General features: G+C 72.2%; 18 protein-coding genes and 1 pseudogene. 10 read left to right on the top strand and 9 right to left on the bottom strand.

What is annotated here, in order from left to right; all coding sequences use genetic code 11:
• Window positions 1-7 precede the first annotated feature (7 nt).
• Window positions 8-211, bottom strand: coding sequence for a type II toxin-antitoxin system VapB family antitoxin (locus OG580_RS29595; protein WP_189505364.1), 204 nt, complete (start codon window positions 209-211; stop codon window positions 8-10).
• A 64-nt stretch (window positions 212-275) separates the two neighbouring features.
• Here OG580_RS29595 and OG580_RS29590 point away from each other — a divergent pair, with 64 nt between their 5' ends.
• Complete coding sequence (locus OG580_RS29590) at window positions 276-995, top strand: Sir2 family NAD-dependent protein deacetylase (RefSeq protein WP_267046699.1); 720 nt, start codon at window positions 276-278, stop codon at window positions 993-995.
• A 46-nt stretch (window positions 996-1041) separates the two neighbouring features.
• On the opposite strand, the gene OG580_RS29585 is transcribed toward OG580_RS29590, so the two are convergent.
• The 5 genes and pseudogenes from OG580_RS29585 to OG580_RS29565 all read right to left on the bottom strand — a co-directional run bounded on the left by OG580_RS29585 (window position 1042) and on the right by OG580_RS29565 (window position 6259).
• Window positions 1042-1545, bottom strand: coding sequence for a methylated-DNA--[protein]-cysteine S-methyltransferase (locus OG580_RS29585; protein WP_267046698.1), 504 nt, complete (start codon window positions 1543-1545; stop codon window positions 1042-1044).
• A gap of 141 nt (window positions 1546-1686) precedes the next feature.
• Window positions 1687-3156, bottom strand: a pseudogene (locus OG580_RS29580) (DNA-3-methyladenine glycosylase 2 family protein); the annotation flags it as partial.
• 151 nt (window positions 3157-3307) lie between these two features.
• Window positions 3308-3928, bottom strand: coding sequence for an L-threonylcarbamoyladenylate synthase (locus OG580_RS29575; RefSeq protein ID WP_267046697.1), 621 nt, complete (start codon window positions 3926-3928; stop codon window positions 3308-3310).
• 9 nt (window positions 3929-3937) lie between these two features.
• The gene (locus OG580_RS29570; RefSeq protein WP_267048173.1) at window positions 3938-5341 is read right to left on the bottom strand and encodes an NAD(P)/FAD-dependent oxidoreductase; all 1404 of its coding nucleotides are present in this window, start codon (window positions 5339-5341) and stop codon (window positions 3938-3940) included.
• A gap of 81 nt (window positions 5342-5422) precedes the next feature.
• Entirely contained in the window at window positions 5423-6259 is an 837-nt protein-coding gene (locus tag OG580_RS29565; protein WP_267046696.1) for an inositol monophosphatase family protein, read from the bottom strand.
• A 111-nt stretch (window positions 6260-6370) separates the two neighbouring features.
• On the opposite strand from OG580_RS29565, the gene OG580_RS29560 reads away from it, so the two are divergent.
• The 3 genes from OG580_RS29560 (at window position 6371) to OG580_RS29550 (ending at window position 9474) form a co-directional block, all read left to right on the top strand.
• On the top strand, window positions 6371-7444 hold the full coding sequence (locus tag OG580_RS29560; protein WP_267046695.1) for a biotin/lipoate A/B protein ligase family protein: 1074 nt from the start codon (window positions 6371-6373) through the stop codon (window positions 7442-7444).
• 129 nt (window positions 7445-7573) lie between these two features.
• Complete coding sequence (locus OG580_RS29555; protein ID WP_267046694.1) at window positions 7574-8464, top strand: hypothetical protein; 891 nt, start codon at window positions 7574-7576, stop codon at window positions 8462-8464.
• A gap of 212 nt (window positions 8465-8676) precedes the next feature.
• Window positions 8677-9474: a serine protease gene (locus OG580_RS29550; protein ID WP_267046693.1), complete on the top strand. Its 798-nt coding sequence runs from the start codon at window positions 8677-8679 to the stop codon at window positions 9472-9474.
• Window positions 9475-9484: 10 nt separating this feature from the next.
• On the opposite strand, the gene OG580_RS29545 is transcribed toward OG580_RS29550, so the two are convergent.
• Entirely contained in the window at window positions 9485-10276 is a 792-nt protein-coding gene (locus tag OG580_RS29545; protein ID WP_267046692.1) for an IclR family transcriptional regulator, read from the bottom strand.
• Between the two features lie 422 nt (window positions 10277-10698).
• Here OG580_RS29545 and OG580_RS29540 point away from each other — a divergent pair, with 422 nt between their 5' ends.
• Genes OG580_RS29540 through OG580_RS29515 form a run of 6 tightly spaced genes read left to right on the top strand, consistent with a single transcriptional unit; the run spans window position 10699 to window position 15072 of the window.
• Entirely contained in the window at window positions 10699-12660 is a 1962-nt protein-coding gene (locus OG580_RS29540) for an RNase A-like domain-containing protein (RefSeq protein WP_267046691.1), read from the top strand.
• Between the two features lie 10 nt (window positions 12661-12670).
• Entirely contained in the window at window positions 12671-13330 is a 660-nt protein-coding gene (locus tag OG580_RS29535) for a hypothetical protein (protein WP_267046690.1), read from the top strand.
• A 34-nt stretch (window positions 13331-13364) separates the two neighbouring features.
• Complete coding sequence (locus OG580_RS29530; RefSeq protein WP_267046689.1) at window positions 13365-13763, top strand: WXG100 family type VII secretion target; 399 nt, start codon at window positions 13365-13367, stop codon at window positions 13761-13763.
• Between the two features lie 25 nt (window positions 13764-13788).
• Window positions 13789-14091, top strand: coding sequence for a WXG100 family type VII secretion target (locus tag OG580_RS29525; RefSeq protein ID WP_267046688.1), 303 nt, complete (start codon window positions 13789-13791; stop codon window positions 14089-14091).
• 1 nt (window position 14092) lies between these two features.
• On the top strand, window positions 14093-14425 hold the full coding sequence (locus OG580_RS29520) for an RNase A-like domain-containing protein (protein WP_267046687.1): 333 nt from the start codon (window positions 14093-14095) through the stop codon (window positions 14423-14425).
• A gap of 8 nt (window positions 14426-14433) precedes the next feature.
• The gene (locus OG580_RS29515; RefSeq protein WP_267046686.1) at window positions 14434-15072 is read left to right on the top strand and encodes a contact-dependent growth inhibition system immunity protein; all 639 of its coding nucleotides are present in this window, start codon (window positions 14434-14436) and stop codon (window positions 15070-15072) included.
• Window positions 15073-15103: 31 nt separating this feature from the next.
• Here OG580_RS29515 and OG580_RS29510 read toward each other — a convergent pair whose 3' ends face one another.
• Both OG580_RS29510 and hydA read right to left on the bottom strand, forming a co-directional pair.
• Complete coding sequence (locus OG580_RS29510) at window positions 15104-16102, bottom strand: TIGR03842 family LLM class F420-dependent oxidoreductase (RefSeq protein ID WP_267046685.1); 999 nt, start codon at window positions 16100-16102, stop codon at window positions 15104-15106.
• A gap of 10 nt (window positions 16103-16112) precedes the next feature.
• The gene (gene hydA / locus OG580_RS29505) at window positions 16113-17504 is read right to left on the bottom strand and encodes a dihydropyrimidinase (RefSeq protein ID WP_267046684.1); all 1392 of its coding nucleotides are present in this window, start codon (window positions 17502-17504) and stop codon (window positions 16113-16115) included.
• Window positions 17505-17528 lie beyond the last annotated feature (24 nt).

Genomic DNA, 17528 nt, shown 5'->3' with positions numbered 1-17528 from the left:
CTCGGGCCTAGCCCTGCGGGGGTTCCGGCGGCAGGAGTTCGCCGGTGCGGTGCGGTTCGTCGCGGCCGGCGACGCGGGCCTCGGTGCGGTGTCCGCGCGCGATGTAGTCGCGGACCACCGCCTCCACCGCGTCCTGGGGGTTCCCGATCCCCGCCAGGACCATGACTTCCACGACGAGTTCGGCGTCGAGCGCGATGTTCACCTTGGCCATGCCGGGAACCTAACACCCGGAAACCCGCTCGCGGGAGCGGTTTCCCGGTGCCTAGGCTCGTCATATGACCATGGTCGCGATTCTCAGCGGAGCAGGTATCTCCACGGACTCGGGCATCCCCGACTACCGGGGGCCCAACGGTGTCTGGCGGCAGGACCCCGAGGCCGAGCGGCTCGTCACGTACGGGCCGTACATGGCCGACCCGGAGATCCGCCGCCGCTCGTGGCGCATGCGGCTCGACGGTCCGGTGCTGAACGCCGAGCCGAACGTGGCGCACCACGCCATCGCCGCGTACGAACAGCGGAGCGGCCACGCGCTGCGGGTGATCACGCAGAACGTGGACGGCCTGCACCAGGCCTCCGGCGTGCCGGGCCGGAAGGTCCTCGAACTCCACGGCTCGGCGCGGTCGGTGGTGTGCACGGCCTGCCACGCCCGCTCGTCGATGGAGGAGGCCCTGGACCGGGTGCGGGCCGGTGAGGACGATCCGGCGTGCCGGGTGTGCGGCGGGATCCTGAAGTCGGCGACGGTCATGTTCGGGCAGCGGCTCGATCCCGTGGTGCTCGGTGATGCCATGGCGATCGCGAAGGCGGCCGAGGTGTTCGTCGCGGTCGGCTCCAGCCTCCAGGTCCAGCCGGCCGCCTCCCTCGCGGGGATCGCGGCCGAGCACAGGGCCCGCCTGATCATCGTGAACGCCGAGCCCACCCCGTACGACCCGGTCGCCGACGAGGTCGTGCGCGAGCCGATCGGCACGGCGCTGCCCGCGCTGCTCGACCGGCTGCGGTAGGGCCTGTCGCCGCGCCCAGGCGGGACTTTGACGACAGGCCCTGCTGTCAGAACAGGCCGGCGGGCTCCTCCGTCCCCGATTCGAAGGCGAGCAGGCGCTGCTTGCGGTCGAGGCCGCCGCCGTAGCCCGTGAGGCTGCCGCCCGCGCCGATCACGCGGTGGCAAGGGACGACGATGCCGACCGGGTTCTTGCCGTTGGCGAGGCCCACGGCCCGGGAGGCGCTGGGGTTGCCGAGGGCCTCGGCCAGTTCGCCGTACGTCCGGGTCTCCCCGTACGGGATGCGGCACAGCTCCTCCCACACGCGCAGCTGGAACGGGGTGCCGACCAGGTGGAGCGGGAGGTCGAACTCGGTGAGGTCGCCCGCGAAGTAGGCGTCGAGCTGGCGGACCGTCTCGCCGAAGGGGCGCGGGTCGGGCTCGCCGAAGGTCTCCTCGGGCGGACGGTGGCGCTGGCCGGTCATGTGGATGCGGCTGAGGACGCCGTCGACGGCGACGAGGGTCAGCGGCTCGTACGGGCTGTCCACGACGGTGTGCCGGACGGTGGGGGGCATGGCGGTTCAGCTCTCTTCGCTGGGCTGGTGGTCGATCGGGCGCTCGCCGCCGGGCAGGTCGCCGGCCGGGCGCTCGTCGTGTGGAAGGTCCTCGGCCGGGCGCTCGTCGTGTGGAAGGTCGCCGGCCGGGCGCTCGTCGCGGGGCAGGTGGTTGATCGGGTGCTCGTCGGTGGCCCACAGGTACTGGACGGCGTAGGCGCGCCAGGGGCGCCAGTCGGCGGCGCGGGCGGTGAGCGCGGCCGGGGTGCCGGGCAGGCCGAGGCCCTCGGCGGCGCGGCGGACGCCGAGGTCGCCGGGGAGGAAGGCGTCGGGGTCACCGAGCGCCCGCATCGCGATGATCTCGGTGGTCCAGGGGCCGAAGCCGGGCAGGGCGAGGAGCCGGGCGCGGGCCTCCTCGCGGTCGTCGGCGGGGCCGAGGGAGAGCGTGCCGTCGGCGAGGGCCCGTACGAGGGTGAGGAGGGTCGCGCGGCGGCTGCGGGGCAGGGCGAGACGCTCGGGGTCGAGGTCGGCGAGCACCTCGGAGGCCGGGAAGAGGTGGGTGAGACCGCCCTCGGGGTCGTCGATCGGGGTGCCGTACGCGGTGACCAGCCGGGCCGCGTGGGTGCGGGCGGCGGCGGTGGAGACCTGCTGGCCGAGCACGGCCCGTACCGCGAACTCCGCGGGGTCGACGCTCCCGGGTACCCGGCGGCCGGGCGCCGCGTCGACGAGAGGCGCGAGCAGCGGGTCCGCGCGCAGCCGGTCGTCGACGGCGACGGGGTCGGCGTCGAGGTCGAGGAGTCTGCGGCAGCGGCTGATCGCGTGGGTGAGGTCGCGCGGGTCGGTGAGGGAGAGGCGGCAGGCGATGTGGTCGGCGCGGGGGGCGAGGGCGACGACGCCGTGTCCGTACGGGAGGGTCAGCGTCCGTCGGTAGGCGCCGTCGCGCCACTCCTCCACGCCGGGGACGGCGGTCGCGGCGAGGTGTCCGAAGAGGTTGGACGGTTCGAGGGGCGCGCGGAACGGCAGCCGGAGGCTGATCACCCCGGGGGTGGGTGCCTGCGCGGGGTGAGGCCGGGCCGCGCGGGCGCGGAGCTCGCCGGGGGTGAGGGCGAAGACCTCGCGGACGGTGTCGTTGAAGGTCCGGATGGAGGAGAAGCCGGCCGCGAAGGCGATCTCGCCCATCGGCAGCGGGGTGGTCTCGATGAGCACCCGGGCGGTCTGGGCGCGCTGGGCGCGCGCCAGGGCGAGGGGTCCGGCGCCGAGTTCGGCGAGGAGCTGGCGTTCGATCTGGCGGGTGGACCAGCCGAGCCGCCGGGCGAGTCCGGGGACGCCCTCCCGGTCGACGACGCCGTCCTGGATGAGCCGCATGGCGCGGGCGACGGCGTCGGCCCGGACGTGCCACTCGGGGGACCCGGGGCTGGTGTCGGGCCGGCACCGCTTGCAGGCCCGGAAGCCGGCGCGCTGGCAGGAGGCGGAGCTGGGGTGGAACTCCATGTTCTCGGGCTTCGGCGGGACGACCGGGCAGCTGGGCCGGCAGTAGATCCGCGTGGTGCGGACGGCGGTGAAGAACACGCCGTCGAAGCGGGCGTCCTTCGACTGGACGGCCCGCACGCAGCGCTCGGTATCGGTGTGCATGGTTCCAGGATCGGGGACGGGCGGCTCGCAGGCTGGCGAGAAAACGACATGGACGTCCTGGGAGTGTCTTGCCGGTCAGGCCGGATCAGGCACCGGACACCGCGAACCCGGCATGACCGGCAGGACACCCCTGGCCCGTCCCCGGTGCGGCCTACTCGAACCGCGCGGTGTCCCCCGCCCCCCGGCGGACGATCTCGGGTTCGCCACTGGAGAAGTCGACGACGGTGGTCGGTTCGGTTCCGCACTCGCCGGAGTCGAGGACCAGGTCCACCTGGTGGTCGAGCCGCTCCTTGATCTCCCATCCCTGGGTCAGCGGTTCGGCCTCGTCGGGCAGGAGCAGGGTGCTGGAGAGCAGCGGTTCGCCGAGTTCGGCGAGGAGCGCCTGGGTGACGACGTGGTCGGGGATGCGGACGCCGACGGTCTTCTTCTTGGGGTGCAGCAGCTGGCGCGGCACCTCCTTGGTGGCGGGCAGGATGAAGGTGTACGCCCCGGGGGTCGCGGCCTTGACCGCGCGGAACACGTCGTTGTCGATGTGCACGAGCTGGCCCAGCTGGGCGAAGTTCTGGCACATGAGCGTGAAGTGGTGCCGGTCGTCGAGTTCACGGATCGCGCGGATGCGGCTGATGCCGTCGCGACTGCCCAGGCGGCTGCCCAGGGCGTAGCAGGAGTCCGTCGGGTACGCGACGAGCGCGCCGCTCCGGATGCTGTCGGCCACCGAGCCGATGGTGCGCGGCTGGGGGTTCTCGGGGTGGACGTCGAAGTACTTGGCCATGGGGGCAGTCTATTTTCGCAGTCGGCGCCAGACCGCCTTCGCCGCGTTGTGCCCGGACATGCCGTGGACGCCGGGGCCGGGCGGGGTGGCGGAGGAGCAGAGGAAGACGGCCGGGTGCGGGGTGGAGTAGGGGCGGAGCGAGAGGGTGGGGCGCAGGAGGAGCTGGAGGCCTCGGGCGGCTCCGCAGGCGATGTCGCCGCCGACGTAGTTGGCGTTGCGGTCGGCGAGTTCGGGGGGGCCGGCGGTGGCGCGGGCGAGGACGCGGTCACGGAAGTCGGGGGCGAAGCGCTCGATCTGACGCTCGATCGCGTCGGTGAGGTCGCCGCGCCAGCCGTTCGGCACGTGTCCGTACGCCCAGAAGACGTGCTTCCCCTCGGGGGCGCGGGAGGGGTCGACGAGGCTCGGCTGGGCGGTGATGAGGAAGGGGGCGTCGGGGGCGGTGCCGGAGGAGGCCTGGTGCAGGGCGGTGTCGATCTCGCCGGCGCTGGGGCCGATCTGGACGGTGCCGGCCCGCCGGGGCTCCTCGGCGGTCCAGGGCACGGGACCGTCCAGGGCATAGTCGATCTTGAAGACGCTCGCGCCGTACCGGTACTGGTCGTAGTGCCCGCCGAAGCCCGCGATCCGGGCGAGGGCGGTGGGCGAGGTGTCGAAGACGTAGGCGCGGGCGGGCGGCAGGTCGTCGAGCCGCTTGACCTCGTAGTCGGTGTGGACGGCGCCGCCGAGGTCCTTGAGGTACGCGGCGAGGGCGTCGGAGATCGACTGCGAGCCGCCCCGGGGCATCGGCCAGCCGCCCGCGTGCGCGGCGAGCGCGAAGACGAGACCGACGGCTCCGGTGGCGAAGCCGCCGAGCGGGGCGATGACATGGCCGACGAGTCCGGCGAAGAGCGCGCGGGCCTTCTCGTCCTGAAACCTTCGCATCAGCCAGGTGGAGGGCGGCAGTCCGGTGAGGCCGAAGCGGGCGAGGGTGACCGGGTCGCGGGGCAGCGCCGTGAGCGGCAGCTGCATGAAGTCCCGCGTGAGCGTGTCCCACTTGCCGAGGTAGGGGGCGACGAGCCGGCGGTACGCGCCGGCGTCGCGCGGGCCGAAGGAGGCGGCGGTCTCGGCGACGGAGCGGGCGAGGACGGCCGCGGTGCCGTCGTCCCAGGGGTGGGCCATGGGCAGTTCGGGGTGGAGCCACTCCAGGCCGTACCGCTCCAGCGGCATCGTCTTGAAGACGGGGGAGCCGATGCCCAGCGGGTGCACGGCGGAGCAGGGGTCGTGGCGGAAGCCGGGGAGGGTGAGCTCCTCGGTCCTGGCGCCGCCGCCGATCGTCGACTTCGCCTCGAAGACGGCGACGGAGAACCCGCGCCGGGCCAACTCCACGGCAGCGGTCAGTCCGTTGGGGCCCGCCCCCACGACGACGGCATCGAGCATCGACGTCTCGTTCGTCACCTTCGGACTCCTTCGTCAGCCGGTGGCCAAGGTTCCCAGGATAGGCCGGGTGCCACCCGTACCTCACGCACCCCCGAGGAGGGTCCGGATCCGCTCGGCGGTCGCCGCATCCCTGGCCACCGTGAACGGCAGGGCGTTCCCTCCGGCGATACGGAAGGGCTCCCCGGCGATCGTGGTCTGCGCGCCGCCCGCCTCGGCGACGAGGAGGAGTCCGGCCGCGTGGTCCCAGGCGTACTCCCAGGAGAAGGCGGTGGCGTCGAGGTCGCCGCGGGCCACGGACAGGTATTCGAGGCCGGCCGAACCGCAGGGGCGCGGTGCGACGCCGTCCGTCCACAGCCCGAGCAGGGCGCGCTTCTGCTCCGGGGTGGTGTAGTCGGGGTGGGACGTGGCGACGGTCAGGACCGCACCGGGGGTCGGCGAACCGGACCTGATCGGCCGCCCGTTGAGCGTGGCGCCGCGGCCGCGCACCGCGACCGCCATCTCGTCCAGGGCCGGGGCGAAGGTCCAGGAGGCGAGGAGCTCGCCGCGGAGGGCGAGGGCGACGAGGCTGCAGAAGGCGGGGTCGCCGTGGACGAACTGGCGGGTGCCGTCGACGGGGTCGACGATCCAGACGGGGGCCTCGCCGTGCAGCGCCTCGTACCCGGCGGGGTCGGCGTGGACGGCCTCCTCGCCGACCACGACCGAGCCGGGCAGCAGCGCGGTGAGGGAGGCGGTGAGGTGGGCCTCGGCGGCCCGGTCGGCGACGGTGACCAGGTCGTGCGGCCCGTTCTTCTCCACGACCTCGTGGGCCGCGAGCTGCCGGAAGCGGGGCATGATCTCGGCGGCGGCCGCCTTGCGGACGGCCTCCTCCACCTCGGTCGTACCGCCACTGAGGACGTGCTCAAGGAAGTCTTCGATCATGCGTCCAGCTAAGCACGCGGCGCTGACAACCGGAATGCCGCACTTGTCACCCGATGTTTCCCCGGGGAGTACCCTTTGGCCCAGTTCACCCCTTACCCAGGGAGGGTTCCCGTGCACGGCGCGTACCACGGCGAGTACAAGGTCCCCGGCGGCAAGCTGGTGGTCGTCGACCTCGACACCGAGGACGGTGTCCTGCGCGACGTACGGGTCGCGGGCGACTTCTTCCTGGAGCCCGACGAGGCGATCCTGGCGATCGACCGGGCCCTGGAGGGCGCGCCGGTCGACACGGACGCGGCCGGGCTCGCGGCGCGGATCGACGCGGCCCTGCCGCCGGAGACGCAGATGTTCGGGCTGACCGCGGAGGGCGTCGGGGTCGCGGTCCGCCGGGCCCTCGCGCACGCCACGGACTGGACCGACTACGACTGGCAGCTGATCCACGAGCCGCCGCGCTCCCCCGCCCTGCACATGGCGATCGACGAGGTCCTGACGGCCGAGGTGGCGGCCGGCCGGCGGCCGCCGACCCTGCGGGTCTGGGAGTGGGGCGCGCCGGCCGTCGTGATCGGCAGCTTCCAGTCCCTGCGCAACGAGGTCGACGCGGCGGCGGCGGAGCGGCACGGCATCCAGGTGGTGCGCCGGATCAGCGGCGGCGGGGCGATGTTCATCGAGCCGGGCAACACGATCACGTACTCGCTCTCCGTGCCCGACGCCCTCGTGCAGGGCCTCTCCTTCACCGACAGCTACGCCTACCTCGACGACTGGGTGCTCGGCGCGCTCGGCGACATGGGGGTCAAGGCCTGGTACCAGCCGCTGAACGACATCGCGACGGACGCGGGGAAGATCGCGGGCGCGGCGCAGAAGCGGATGGTCGGGGGCGGGGGCGGGGGCTCGGTCCTGCACCACGTGACGATGGCGTACGACATCGACGCGGACAAGATGACGGAGGTGCTGCGGATCGGCCGAGAGAAGCTCTCCGACAAGGGCACGAAGAGCGCGAAGAAGCGGGTGGATCCGCTGCGCCGGCAGACGGGGCTGCCGCGCGAGGCCGTCATCGAGCGCATGATCGCCTCCTTCCGCGGCCGGTACGGCCTGTCGGAGGGCAGCCTCACGGAGGACGAGCTGACGCGGGCGAAGGCGCTGGCGGAGGCGAAGTTCGGCACGGAGGAGTGGACGGCGCGGGTGCCGTAGGGGCGTCCAGGACGTGTCCGGCCGATCAGGGGCGGCCCCGGGGATGACGCGCCGGTGCCACGACCCAGGTCGCGGCCAGGCGTCACGGCTCAGGCGGGGCTTTCCGGACACCCCACCTAGGGTGATCGCATGCGGATGCGTGTCGAAGGGCCGGTGAAGCCCGGGCTGCGGGTGGAGAGCGCGGACGGGCGACGGCTCGTGCTCGTCCAGGGTGAGGTTCCCGTGCTGTTCGCCCGGCAGCGGGCCACGCACCGCGGGCTGCACTACGCGCGGACCGGCCGGTACGTCTCCCCGCTGGCGCCGCTGCGGGCCGAACAGTCCCGCTCGTACGCGGAGTTCGCCGAGCCCGGCTCGGAGGAGTGGACGGAGCGCTGGGCCGCGTACGGCGGGTCGGCGCTCCGCGCGGCGGCCGACGGGCCGCTGCACGAAGGCGAGTGGCACCTCGCCCCGGACGCGAACCGGTGGTTCGTGGACGGCAATTGGCCGAAGCCGCTCGCCCACGACCCGGACCGGGGCCATCTGACCTGGTTCGGGTACGGCGACCCGGTCGAGGACGCGCGGGACCTGCTGCCGCTGCGGGCCCTGTCGCACCCGGAGGCGCCCCGGGTGAAGGCGTACCGCCGCCGGTTCCGGGAGGGCGTCCTGCCGCCGGTGTTCGTGTGGTGGGTCAGCGGTTTCCACTCCCCCGTGGTGCTGGACGGTCACGACCGGCTGACGGCGGCGCTCGCGGAGGGCGGCCGGCCGGCGGTACTGATCCTTTCGCGGGCCGCGGACGCCGCCTGGGTGGCGCTCGCGTCGGCGGGACCCGTACGGGAGTACGAGGAGCGGACCGCCGCCCTCGACGGGCCGCTCGCCGCCACCCGGTCCGCCCATCAGAGCCGCCGTCTGGCCGAGGCGCTGCGGGCGATCGACCGCTCCCCCGACCTGACCCGCGCCTGGCCGTACCCGGGCGGCCCCACGGCCTGGGACGCGGCGGTGGCCGCGCATGTCCCGGGCTGGGCCCCGGACGCGGACGGCTGACCACGTCTGCCGGGCACGCGCCCGGCACCCGTCCGGCACCCGTCCGGCCGCCCCTGGCAGGTGACCGTGTCCCTCCTTGATCGTTGAAGTCCGGACGGGCCGGAACGGGCCGTGGAGGCGGGCAGAGGAAACGTCTCCGCATACCGCCGGTCCCGGGAAACCGCCGCCGACAGTTCGGAGATCTCGTGGGACGGATGAGAAGGCTCAGGCTCATGGCCGCGCTCACGGGGGCGGTGATGGCCTTGGCCCCGCCCGGCCCCGCCCCGGCGCACGCGATCGTCGGAGGGCAGGAGGCGAGGCCGCACCAGTACCCGTTCATGGCGGGGCTCGTGGACCTCGCCGAGCAGCGGGTGATGTGCGGCGGAGCGCTCGTCGCCGACCGGTACGTGCTCACCGCGGCCCACTGCCTCACCGGCTCCTACAGCAGCCCCGCCCGGGTGGGCGTCCTCCTCGGCGACCACGACCTGACGACCGGGGACGACAGCCCGTACGCCGTCCTGGCGACGCCGGACCGGTTCGTCGTGCACCCGGAGTACGACCCGGAGACCCAGCGGAACGACATCGCTCTCGTCCGGCTGGCCGAGCCCGTCACGTACAACCGCGACGTGAGCCCGGTCGGCCTGCCCGCCCCGTACTCCCACGGCGCCTTCGACCGCACACAGGTCGAGGTGCCGGGCTGGGGAGCCACCTCGTTCGGCGGCCGGACCTCCGACGTCCTGCGCACCGTGGTCCTGGGCACCATGAGCAACCCGACGTGCGTGGACAGGGGCATGTCCCACGTCACCGCCCCGCAGATCTGCACGTACGCCCCCGGGCGGGACACCTGCCTGTACGACTCCGGCGGCCCCCTCGTGCACCGGGTCGGGCGGAAGCCGTACCTGGTCGGTCTCGTCTCCTACGGGAAGGGGTGCGCCACCGACACCCCGGCGGTGAACACCCGCGTCTGGTCCTACCTCAGCTGGATCGGACGGACGACCGGAAAACGCTCGTCCACCGGCGGAGCCCGGTAGCGAAGGCGCGTCAGGCCCGCACCGTGAAGGCCAGCGAGACGAACGCGGCCTCCGTCTGCCGGCGCAGTCGGTCGGCGAGGGAGTCCAGGAGGTGGGCACGCGACATGGGGAGGGAGAACGCGAGGGCGGCCGGCACGGATCCGACCGAGATCGGAACGGCCCCGCACACGACGCCCGGGGCGTACTCCTCCCTCTCCAGCACCGGCATCCCCCGGGGAATCCTGGACAGCTTGCGCATCAAGGCGTCGGCATCGGCGACGGTCGCCGAGGTGAGCCGCTCCACAGGGTGGCGGGACAGATGGTCGAGGAGGCCGTCGTGGTCGAGCTGGGAAAGGAGGCACTGGCCGATCGCATGGGCGTGCGCGGTCCGCCGGAAGTCGGCCCACTCGTCGGCCGCGGGCGCGCCGCGCCCCGACGACTGGCCGACGACGTTGACCTCCCCCTCGTCGTACAGGGCGTAGTAGACGGCGGCGCCGATGCTGTCGCGCAGGGTGTCCAGCCAGTGGTGCAGATCGCCCAGGGAGTCCTGCCGGGAGACGGCGCTGCCGAGTCGGGCCGTCGCGTCGCTGATGAGATACCGGCCGCCGTCCCGCTGGAGGTAGCCGTCGTGGGTGAGCGTGCGGAGCAGGTGGTACGCGGTGGCGATGGGGATGTCGGTGCGCCGGGCGAGGTGCTTGGCGGTCGCACCGGCGGGGTCCTCGGCGACGACCTCCAGGAGGCGCATGGCGCGCCGTACCGACCCGATGAGCGTGGGTCCGCCGATGGAGGGGTCCGTCGCGGCGGACGGGTCGGTGGGCGGCATGGTGAGTTCTCCCCCTGGGGAGGCTCCGGAGCCGTCACGGGTCCCGGAGCCAGCCTTGTGCCGTCGGCCGGTCAGGCCTGGGCGGTCCGTACCACGCACAACCGACAGTTGTGCGCATCACTGTTTCAGCCGACCTTTTCCGGCCAACGACACATTCATATCCCAGATGATCGCAAAGCAGCTAGGGCCTGTCCGGCGGACCAGGGTCGCCCCGGCCATGATCCGACCTGATCGACAAGACACCCCCTGGGGGTTCGTCCAGGCCTGCTCCGGTGCGGTGGAACCAGCCAACTTCCCCTGGGCATATGGGTTTTGACGTGAAGCCTTGCTAGCTTCGCGCGCAGCCTGACGAAGCCGGGGGGACGCATGGGACAGAGCACGGGCGCGATCGCGTACGCCTTAGCCACGAGGGGTCCGGCCCGGTGACCACCCCCACCCCGGGCCCCACCGGCACGGCGCCGCCGAACCCGCAGCCGACCACGACACCGACGCCCGGCACCACGCATCTTCCCTCGCAGGGCGGCGCACCGAGCTCTCCCGGCACCCCGGCGACCCCGTCGCCGAGCGCGAACGCCTCGCCGTCCCCTCCCACTCCCGTTCCCACGCAACAGCCCTCAGGGCCGTCCCAGCTGGGGCCCACGCCTCCGCCTCAGGTGACCAGCCCCTGGACCGCCGCCGGTGTCATCGACGTTCAACCGCTCCAGCTCTACCAGGTCTCGACCGCCCTCGCCGTCGAGCAGCAGTCGTTCCACAAGGCGCTCGTCCAGTTCCTCGACGCCCACGCGGGCTACCCCCGGGTCGGTGGATCCGGATCCGCCGCCGCCGAGTTCGCGGCCGAGTACGCCAAGGTCCTCGACCTCCTCCTGAAGGTCCATGGCAAGGCCGTGGTCGCCATCGGCGGCGCGGCTGTCGGCTTCACCACCACGGCGAACAACTTCGGCCAGGCGGACGCGGCGACGCATCCGAACAGCCCGCCGTTCGTCCCCCAGCCGTCCCCGCAGGTCATCTTCCTCCAGCCGGCGTACCAGGCCCCGCCTCCCTTCGGCGTCCGTGACGGCAACGCGGTCGACGACTTCCTGGACGTCTACGACGACGGCATCCCCGGCGACCTGATGCGCCATGTGGTCGAGGAGGCGCTCCGCACCGGCCGCGCCCTGGAGCTCCTGCCGCTGCCGAACTACCTCCGGGTCAACGACCTCTCCCAGCTCTGGCTTCCCTACCAGACCGGCATCGGCATCGTGCAGGACCAGCTCGCCGGGACCGTCGGCACCATCACGAACCACGCCCACGCCGACTGGTACGGCGCGATGCTCCAGTTCGTCTCGTCCCTGTGGGGCACCACTGCCTGGGGCAAGAGCACGGCAGGGGGCAGCGGCATGCGCTACGAGTGGGGGCACAAGCCGCCGACAGGCCCCGGCACCAGCCGGCCGGTCTTCGCCGTCCTCAGTACCACCGGCCAGATGCTGGCCCAGGCGCTCCGCTCGTACGCGGAGGCCGCGGAGGCCGTCCGCACCGAGCTGCGCCGGATCCTGCACCAGGCCTTCAGGGACGCCGTGGCACTCCTTGACCTCACCAATCCCAGGGAGTTCTTCGAGAACCTCTTCGACCGGATCAAGAAGCTGACGAAGGGACTGCTCGCCGCGGTGCTCCTCAACATCGACACGGCGGCGGTCAACCGGGCGGTCGACGCGTACGAGACCGCGGTACGTGCCCAGCGCGACGTGGTGCGTGGCCTGATCGCGCCGCTGGAGGAGGCGTCCCGGGCGGCTCCCACCTTCCAGTCGCAGGCAGCGCGGGCCGAGGCGTTCGGCGCGAGGTCGCTGTTCGAGTTCGACCGCAAGATCTACCCGGTCAACCCGGATGCCTGGAACCCGAACACCACCTTCCAGGTCGACCTCGCCGCGATGGAGTGGGAGCGCAACGACTACCAGCCGCCTCCGCCGTGGCTCATGCGGGACGGGAAGGAGGGCCACACGGTCGACAAGCACATCGGGCTCACCCCGGAGCAGCTGATGCACCGGCTGCGCGATCAGGGCGGCGCCGACGCCTCGACGTTCCGTGACCTCCCCTCCGCCCAGCAGTACATGCAGGCCGCGGTGAACGACCCGGGTAGGAAGGACAAGCTGGAGGCCTGGATGCACCGACAGGAACAGATGGTCGCCAACGGCACGTTCAAGCCCGACTCCGTCATGGCCTGGGACTTTCCGGTCAAGGACGCGAACAGCCAGCCGGTGGCGGTCGGAACCTCCGTGAGTCAGGCGGACTTCGCCGCGTCCGGTTTCCACGCCCAGCCCAAGGACGTGCACACCGTGCACGTGGCCCTCGCCTACTCGCCCGAGTCGAAGTCCTTCTACGTGATGACCGCCTATCCGAAGGCGCCCTAGCATGCGTCGGGTGACCGAACAGACCGACGCCCTCTTCACCGGCAGCGCGCTCGCCCGCCTCGTCGACCTCGCCGCCGCCTCGCGGAACCCGGGGGCCGCCGCACTGGAGGACGAACTCCAGCGCTTCTCCCGGCTGATGCAGGACTCGCACGCGATCGCCTGGGTCATGCCCTTCGACGTGGTGGCCTCGCTTCTCGACGGTCTGGCGGACGAGTACGGCACGGAGCGGTTCGCGGCCAGGCCGCCCGTGTTCCGTGCCCGGCTCGCACGGGCGGCCGGCGACGAACCCGTCGACGCGTTCCTGCGTTCCCTGGCGGCACTCGTCCGCGACCCCTGGTTCGGGGTCTGCCCGGGCTACGACGAACTACCGCTGTCGCAGTGGGAGGCCCTCGCCCGTTTCGACGTCGTCAACGAGTTCGCGTCACAGCTGCCCACCGGGGAGTACGACAGAGACCCGGAGTCGGAGGCACGTGCGCTGGTCGCCATGGACCACCCCGACTGCCACGGCAGGATCGCCGATCTCGCCGGACAACTCCAGCGCGTCCTGTACATGTTCCGCTCGCCCGCCGAGCTCGACGCGGCCTTCGGGCCCGTCATGCCGTCGGTGACGCACGCACGGCTGAGGCTCCTCCTCGATGCCGTCCACGCCCACTTCGCCGAGTGGCACTGACCCGTATTCACCCGGACCGGAAGGAGCGACCCCTGTGCCCATCGACCCCGACCTCGACGTGTCGGAGGAGGACCTGAAGCGCCTCGCGGACGACCTGGAGGCCATGCGGTCACACCTCGACGGGCAGGTGCGCCGCATGGACTCCCTCGTCGACCGGGCCGAGGCGCGCTGGCGCAGCGAGGCGGCGACCGCGTACCGGAAACTGCATCGGGAGGCCGGCGCCGACGCCGTACGGATCAGGGAGATCCTCGGGGTCCTGGAGCAGGCGGTGCGGATGAGCCGGGACGGCTTCACCCGTCAGGAGCTGGACAGCCTGAGCCGCATGCGGGCCGAGAGCAGGAAGGTCGACGTGGACGCGGAGGTGCGCGAGCTGTCCGGCGAAGGCTCCGGCGGCGGCAGCGACGCTCCGCGCAGCAGGATCAGCGATATCTGAGCGACATCGAAAGGCAGGGGGGATCATGAGCGACGACGGCTCCATCACCGTGGACATCGCCGCGCTGCGCGAGATCGCGGGTGATCTGGAGGACATCCTCCGCGCGCTCGGCGAGCGCCTGACCGCGCTGTACGAGCGCACGGAACCGGTCGTCCTCGCCTGGAAGGGCGAGGCACGGGAGGCGTTCGTGGACGAACTCGACCGCTGGGACCGCCAGATGGCGGACCTCCAGGCGGCACAGGCATGGCTGCACGCCGTCGTGACCACCGGGCACGCCAACTACTCCGCCGCCCAGCGGGCCACCCTGCGTGGTTGGGGAGGGGCCTGAGATGACGACACGCCCCGCCCCGGCCCGGGCCGATCGGGCCGCCACCTACCCCGACCGGGAGACCGCCCAGTGGGTGACCCAGCAGGTGATCACCCTCAACGAACAGGTCATCCACCGCTGGCTCGCCCAGTCCACCCGACGGCGGCTCGTGATCCAGGCCGCCTGGCCCTCACGGCCCGAACCCGTGGGAACGGTGCTGACCACCGGCATGATGCTGGCCGGCCAGGAACCCCTTCCGGTGCGAGCCGCCCGGGTGGTGCTGCACCGCACCGAGCCCGGTGCGGCCGACCCGTACGGCTTCACCGTCCACTCCAGCCTGCCCGTCGTCCTGTAGAGGCCCACGTGACCCTGAACCCCACCGAGCACGACCGCAAGTACGGCGAGCTCGACCAGGTCGTCCGCGCCCACCTCGGCCTCGGTCCGCACGCCCCCGAGGCGGTGGCCGGCTATCTGCGACACACCTGGCGCACCCGCCCCTGGGCGATCGCCGTCGCCGCCGAACAGCTGCGCGCCTACGCGGACAACCCTCCCGGCCGACTCCGGCAGCGGCTCGGCGAGTACTACCCGCTGCCCGACGTGGGGCTGCCGCCCGAGGAGATCCGGGACTGGCTCACCGGCCTCGCCGACCGGCTCGACGAGAGCCTGACGACCGGACAGGCGCCGCGGCTCGCCCCGCCCGCGACGCCGTGGGAATGGCGGGCCCGCTTCCCCGAGCTGGCGCAACTGCTCGGCGGCTGGTTCTCGCAGGACATGCCGGACGAGTTCGGCGACCACGAGGCCGCGCTCGACGACTACTTGGAGAGCACCGACCCGGGGCTCGTCGCCCAGCTGACGGGAGAGCTGCACGACCTTCTGGCCCTGCCCCTCGACGAGGACGGGCTCGCCCTCGCCCTGGCGGCCCTCGGCGCGGAGGTCCAGCCGCCAGCCCCCTTCACCCCGGCCGCCTGGCTCGCCGCCCTCGCCCTGCGCCTGCGCGGCTGAGCCGGCCGTTCCTCCTCCTTCTTCTCCTTCTTCAGCTGAGGGCCGGGATGACCGTGGAGCCGTACGCGTCGATGGTGCCCTCGCGGTTGTCGTGCATGTTGTAGACGGCGAACTGGTCGACGCCCAGGTCCTTCAGGTGGCGCAGCTTCTCGATGTGGGCCTCTGCGGGGCCCAGGAGGCAGAAGCGGTCGACGATCTCGTCGGGGACGAAGGTGGTGTCGGGGTTGTCGGCGCGGCCGTGATGGCTGTAGTCGTAGCCGTGCCGGTCCTTGATGTACGCGGTGAGCTCCTCCGGGACCATCCCGGAGTGCTCGCCGTAGCGGGATACGAGGTCGGCGACGTGGTTGCCGACCATGCCGCCGAACCAGCGGCACTGGTCGCGGGCGTGGGCCAGGTCGTCCCCCACATAGGCCGGGGCGGCGACGCAGATGGTGAGGGCGTCGGGATCGCGGCCGGCGTCGGTGGCGGCCTGGCGGACCGCCTTGACCATCCACTCGGTGAGGAACGGGTCGGCGAGCTGGAGGATGAAGCCGTCGGCCTTCTGCCCGGCGAGGGCGAGGGCCTTGGGCCCGTACGCCGCCATCCAGACGGGCAGCTTGCCCTCCTTGATCCACGGGATGCGGATCGGGTTGCCGTCGACCGTCGCCTCGCGGCCCTCCGCCAGGTCGCGGATGACCTCGATGGCCTCGCCGAGCCGGGCCAGGGTGTTCGGCTTGCGGCCGGCGACGCGCATGGCGGAGTCGCCGCGGCCGATGCCGCAGACGGTCCGGTTGCCGTACATGTCGTTCAGGGTGGCGAAGGTGGAGGCGGTGACCTCCCACGTGCGGGTGCCGGGGTTCGTCACCATCGTGCCCACGTGCAGCTTGGTGGTGTTGGCGAGGATCTGGCTGTAGATGACGAACGGTTCCTGCCACAGCACGGCGGAGTCGAAGGTCCAGCCGTAGCGGAAGCCGTTGCGCTCCGCCCGGCGCATCAGCCCGACGACCTGCGAGGCGGGCGGGTCGGTCTGCAGGACGAGTCCGAAGTCCAACGTCGTTCTCCTAGGTCAGGTACTGACAGGTGGAGCGCGGCACGAACGTGCCGTGGCCTGCGTGGCCCACGTACGTGCGCTGGTCGATGACGACCTCGCCCCGTGAGAGGACGGTCTCGACCTGACCGGTGACCGTCTTCCCCTCGTACGCCGAGTAGTCGACGTTCATGTGGTGGGTCTCGGCGGACAGGGTCTGGGCGACGTGCGGGTCGTAGATGACGATGTCCGCGTCGGCACCCGGCGCGATCGTGCCCTTCTGCGGGTAGAGGCCGAACATCCGGGCCGGGCTCGCGCAGGCGATCTCGATCCAGCGGCGGCGCGAGATGTGTCCTTCGACGACGGCCTGGTGGAGCAGGTCCATACGGTTCTCGACGCCCGGAAGGCCGTTCGGGATCTTCGAGAAGTCGCCCCGGCCCAGCTCCTTCTGACCGACGAAGCAGAACGGGCAGTGGTCGGTCGAGACGACCTGGAGGTCGTTCGTCCGCAGCCCCCGCCACAGCGCCGCCTGATGCTCCTTCGGCCGGAGCGGGGTGGAGCAGACGTACTTGGCGCCTTGGAAGTCCGGCTCCGCGAGGTTGTCCGTCGACAGGAACAGGTACTGCGGGCAGGTCTCCCCGAAGACCGGGAGGCCCTTGTCCCGGGCCGCCGCCAACTCCGCGACCGCCTCCTCCGCCGATACGTGCACGACGTACAGGGGAGCCCCGGCCACCCGGGCGAGCTGGATGGCCCGGTGGGTCGCCTCCGCTTCGAGGAGGGCCTTGCGGACCTCCCCGTGATAGCGGGGGTCGGTCTCGCCGCGGGCCAGGGCCTGCTCGACGAGGACGTCGATCGCGATGCCGTTCTCCGCGTGCATCATGATCAGTCCGCCCGTATCACCGGCCACCTGCATCGCCCGCAGGATCTGCCCGTCATCCGAATAGAAGACCCCCGGATACGCCATGAACAGCTTGAACGAGGAAACGCCGTGCTCGATGAGCTTCGGCATCTCCCTCAGCGTCGACTCGTTCACGTCCGACATGATCATGTGGAAGGCGTAGTCGATCGCACATTTCCCGTCCGCCTTCTCATGCCAGGTGTTCAGCCCGGCTTGCAGCGACTCCCCCCTCGACTGCACCGCGAAATCGACGATCGTCGTCGTCCCGCCCCACGCCGCGGCCCGCGTCCCCGTCTCGAACGTGTCCGACGCGAACGTGCCGCCGAACGGCAACTCCATGTGCGTGTGCGCGTCGACGCCGCCCGGGATCACGTACTTCTGCGACGCGTCGATCACCCGGTCGGCCGTCCACTGCTGGCTTCCCGGCGCCGCCAACGCCACCACCCGGCCATGCTCGATCAGTACGTCCGCGTGGATCTCGTCGGCGGCCGTGATCACGAGCCCGCCGGTAATCAGAGTCCTGGTCATTTCCCGGAGTTCCCTTCACGCCGA

The sequence above is a fragment of the Streptomyces sp. NBC_00094 genome, assembly GCF_026343125.1.
In the GTDB taxonomy this organism is placed as follows: Bacteria; Actinomycetota; Actinomycetes; order Streptomycetales; family Streptomycetaceae; genus Streptomyces.
This window is presented reverse-complemented; position numbering and strand designations above follow the sequence as displayed.

Coding starts and splice junctions, on each gene's coding strand:
- OG580_RS29595 (WP_189505364.1), bottom strand. CDS start 211: ATGGCCAAGGTGAACATCGCGCTCGACGCCGAACTCGTCGTGGAAGTC.
- OG580_RS29590 (WP_267046699.1), top strand. CDS start 276: ATGACCATGGTCGCGATTCTCAGCGGAGCAGGTATCTCCACGGACTCG.
- OG580_RS29585 (WP_267046698.1), bottom strand. CDS start 1,545: ATGCCCCCCACCGTCCGGCACACCGTCGTGGACAGCCCGTACGAGCCG.
- OG580_RS29575 (WP_267046697.1), bottom strand. CDS start 3,928: ATGGCCAAGTACTTCGACGTCCACCCCGAGAACCCCCAGCCGCGCACC.
- OG580_RS29570 (WP_267048173.1), bottom strand. CDS start 5,341: ATGCTCGATGCCGTCGTCGTGGGGGCGGGCCCCAACGGACTGACCGCT.
- OG580_RS29565 (WP_267046696.1), bottom strand. CDS start 6,259: ATGATCGAAGACTTCCTTGAGCACGTCCTCAGTGGCGGTACGACCGAG.
- OG580_RS29555 (WP_267046694.1), top strand. CDS start 7,574: ATGCGGATGCGTGTCGAAGGGCCGGTGAAGCCCGGGCTGCGGGTGGAG.
- OG580_RS29550 (WP_267046693.1), top strand. CDS start 8,677: ATGGCCGCGCTCACGGGGGCGGTGATGGCCTTGGCCCCGCCCGGCCCC.
- OG580_RS29545 (WP_267046692.1), bottom strand. CDS start 10,276: ATGCCGCCCACCGACCCGTCCGCCGCGACGGACCCCTCCATCGGCGGA.
- OG580_RS29525 (WP_267046688.1), top strand. CDS start 13,789: ATGAGCGACGACGGCTCCATCACCGTGGACATCGCCGCGCTGCGCGAG.
- OG580_RS29520 (WP_267046687.1), top strand. CDS start 14,093: ATGACGACACGCCCCGCCCCGGCCCGGGCCGATCGGGCCGCCACCTAC.
- hydA (WP_267046684.1), bottom strand. CDS start 17,504: ATGACCAGGACTCTGATTACCGGCGGGCTCGTGATCACGGCCGCCGAC.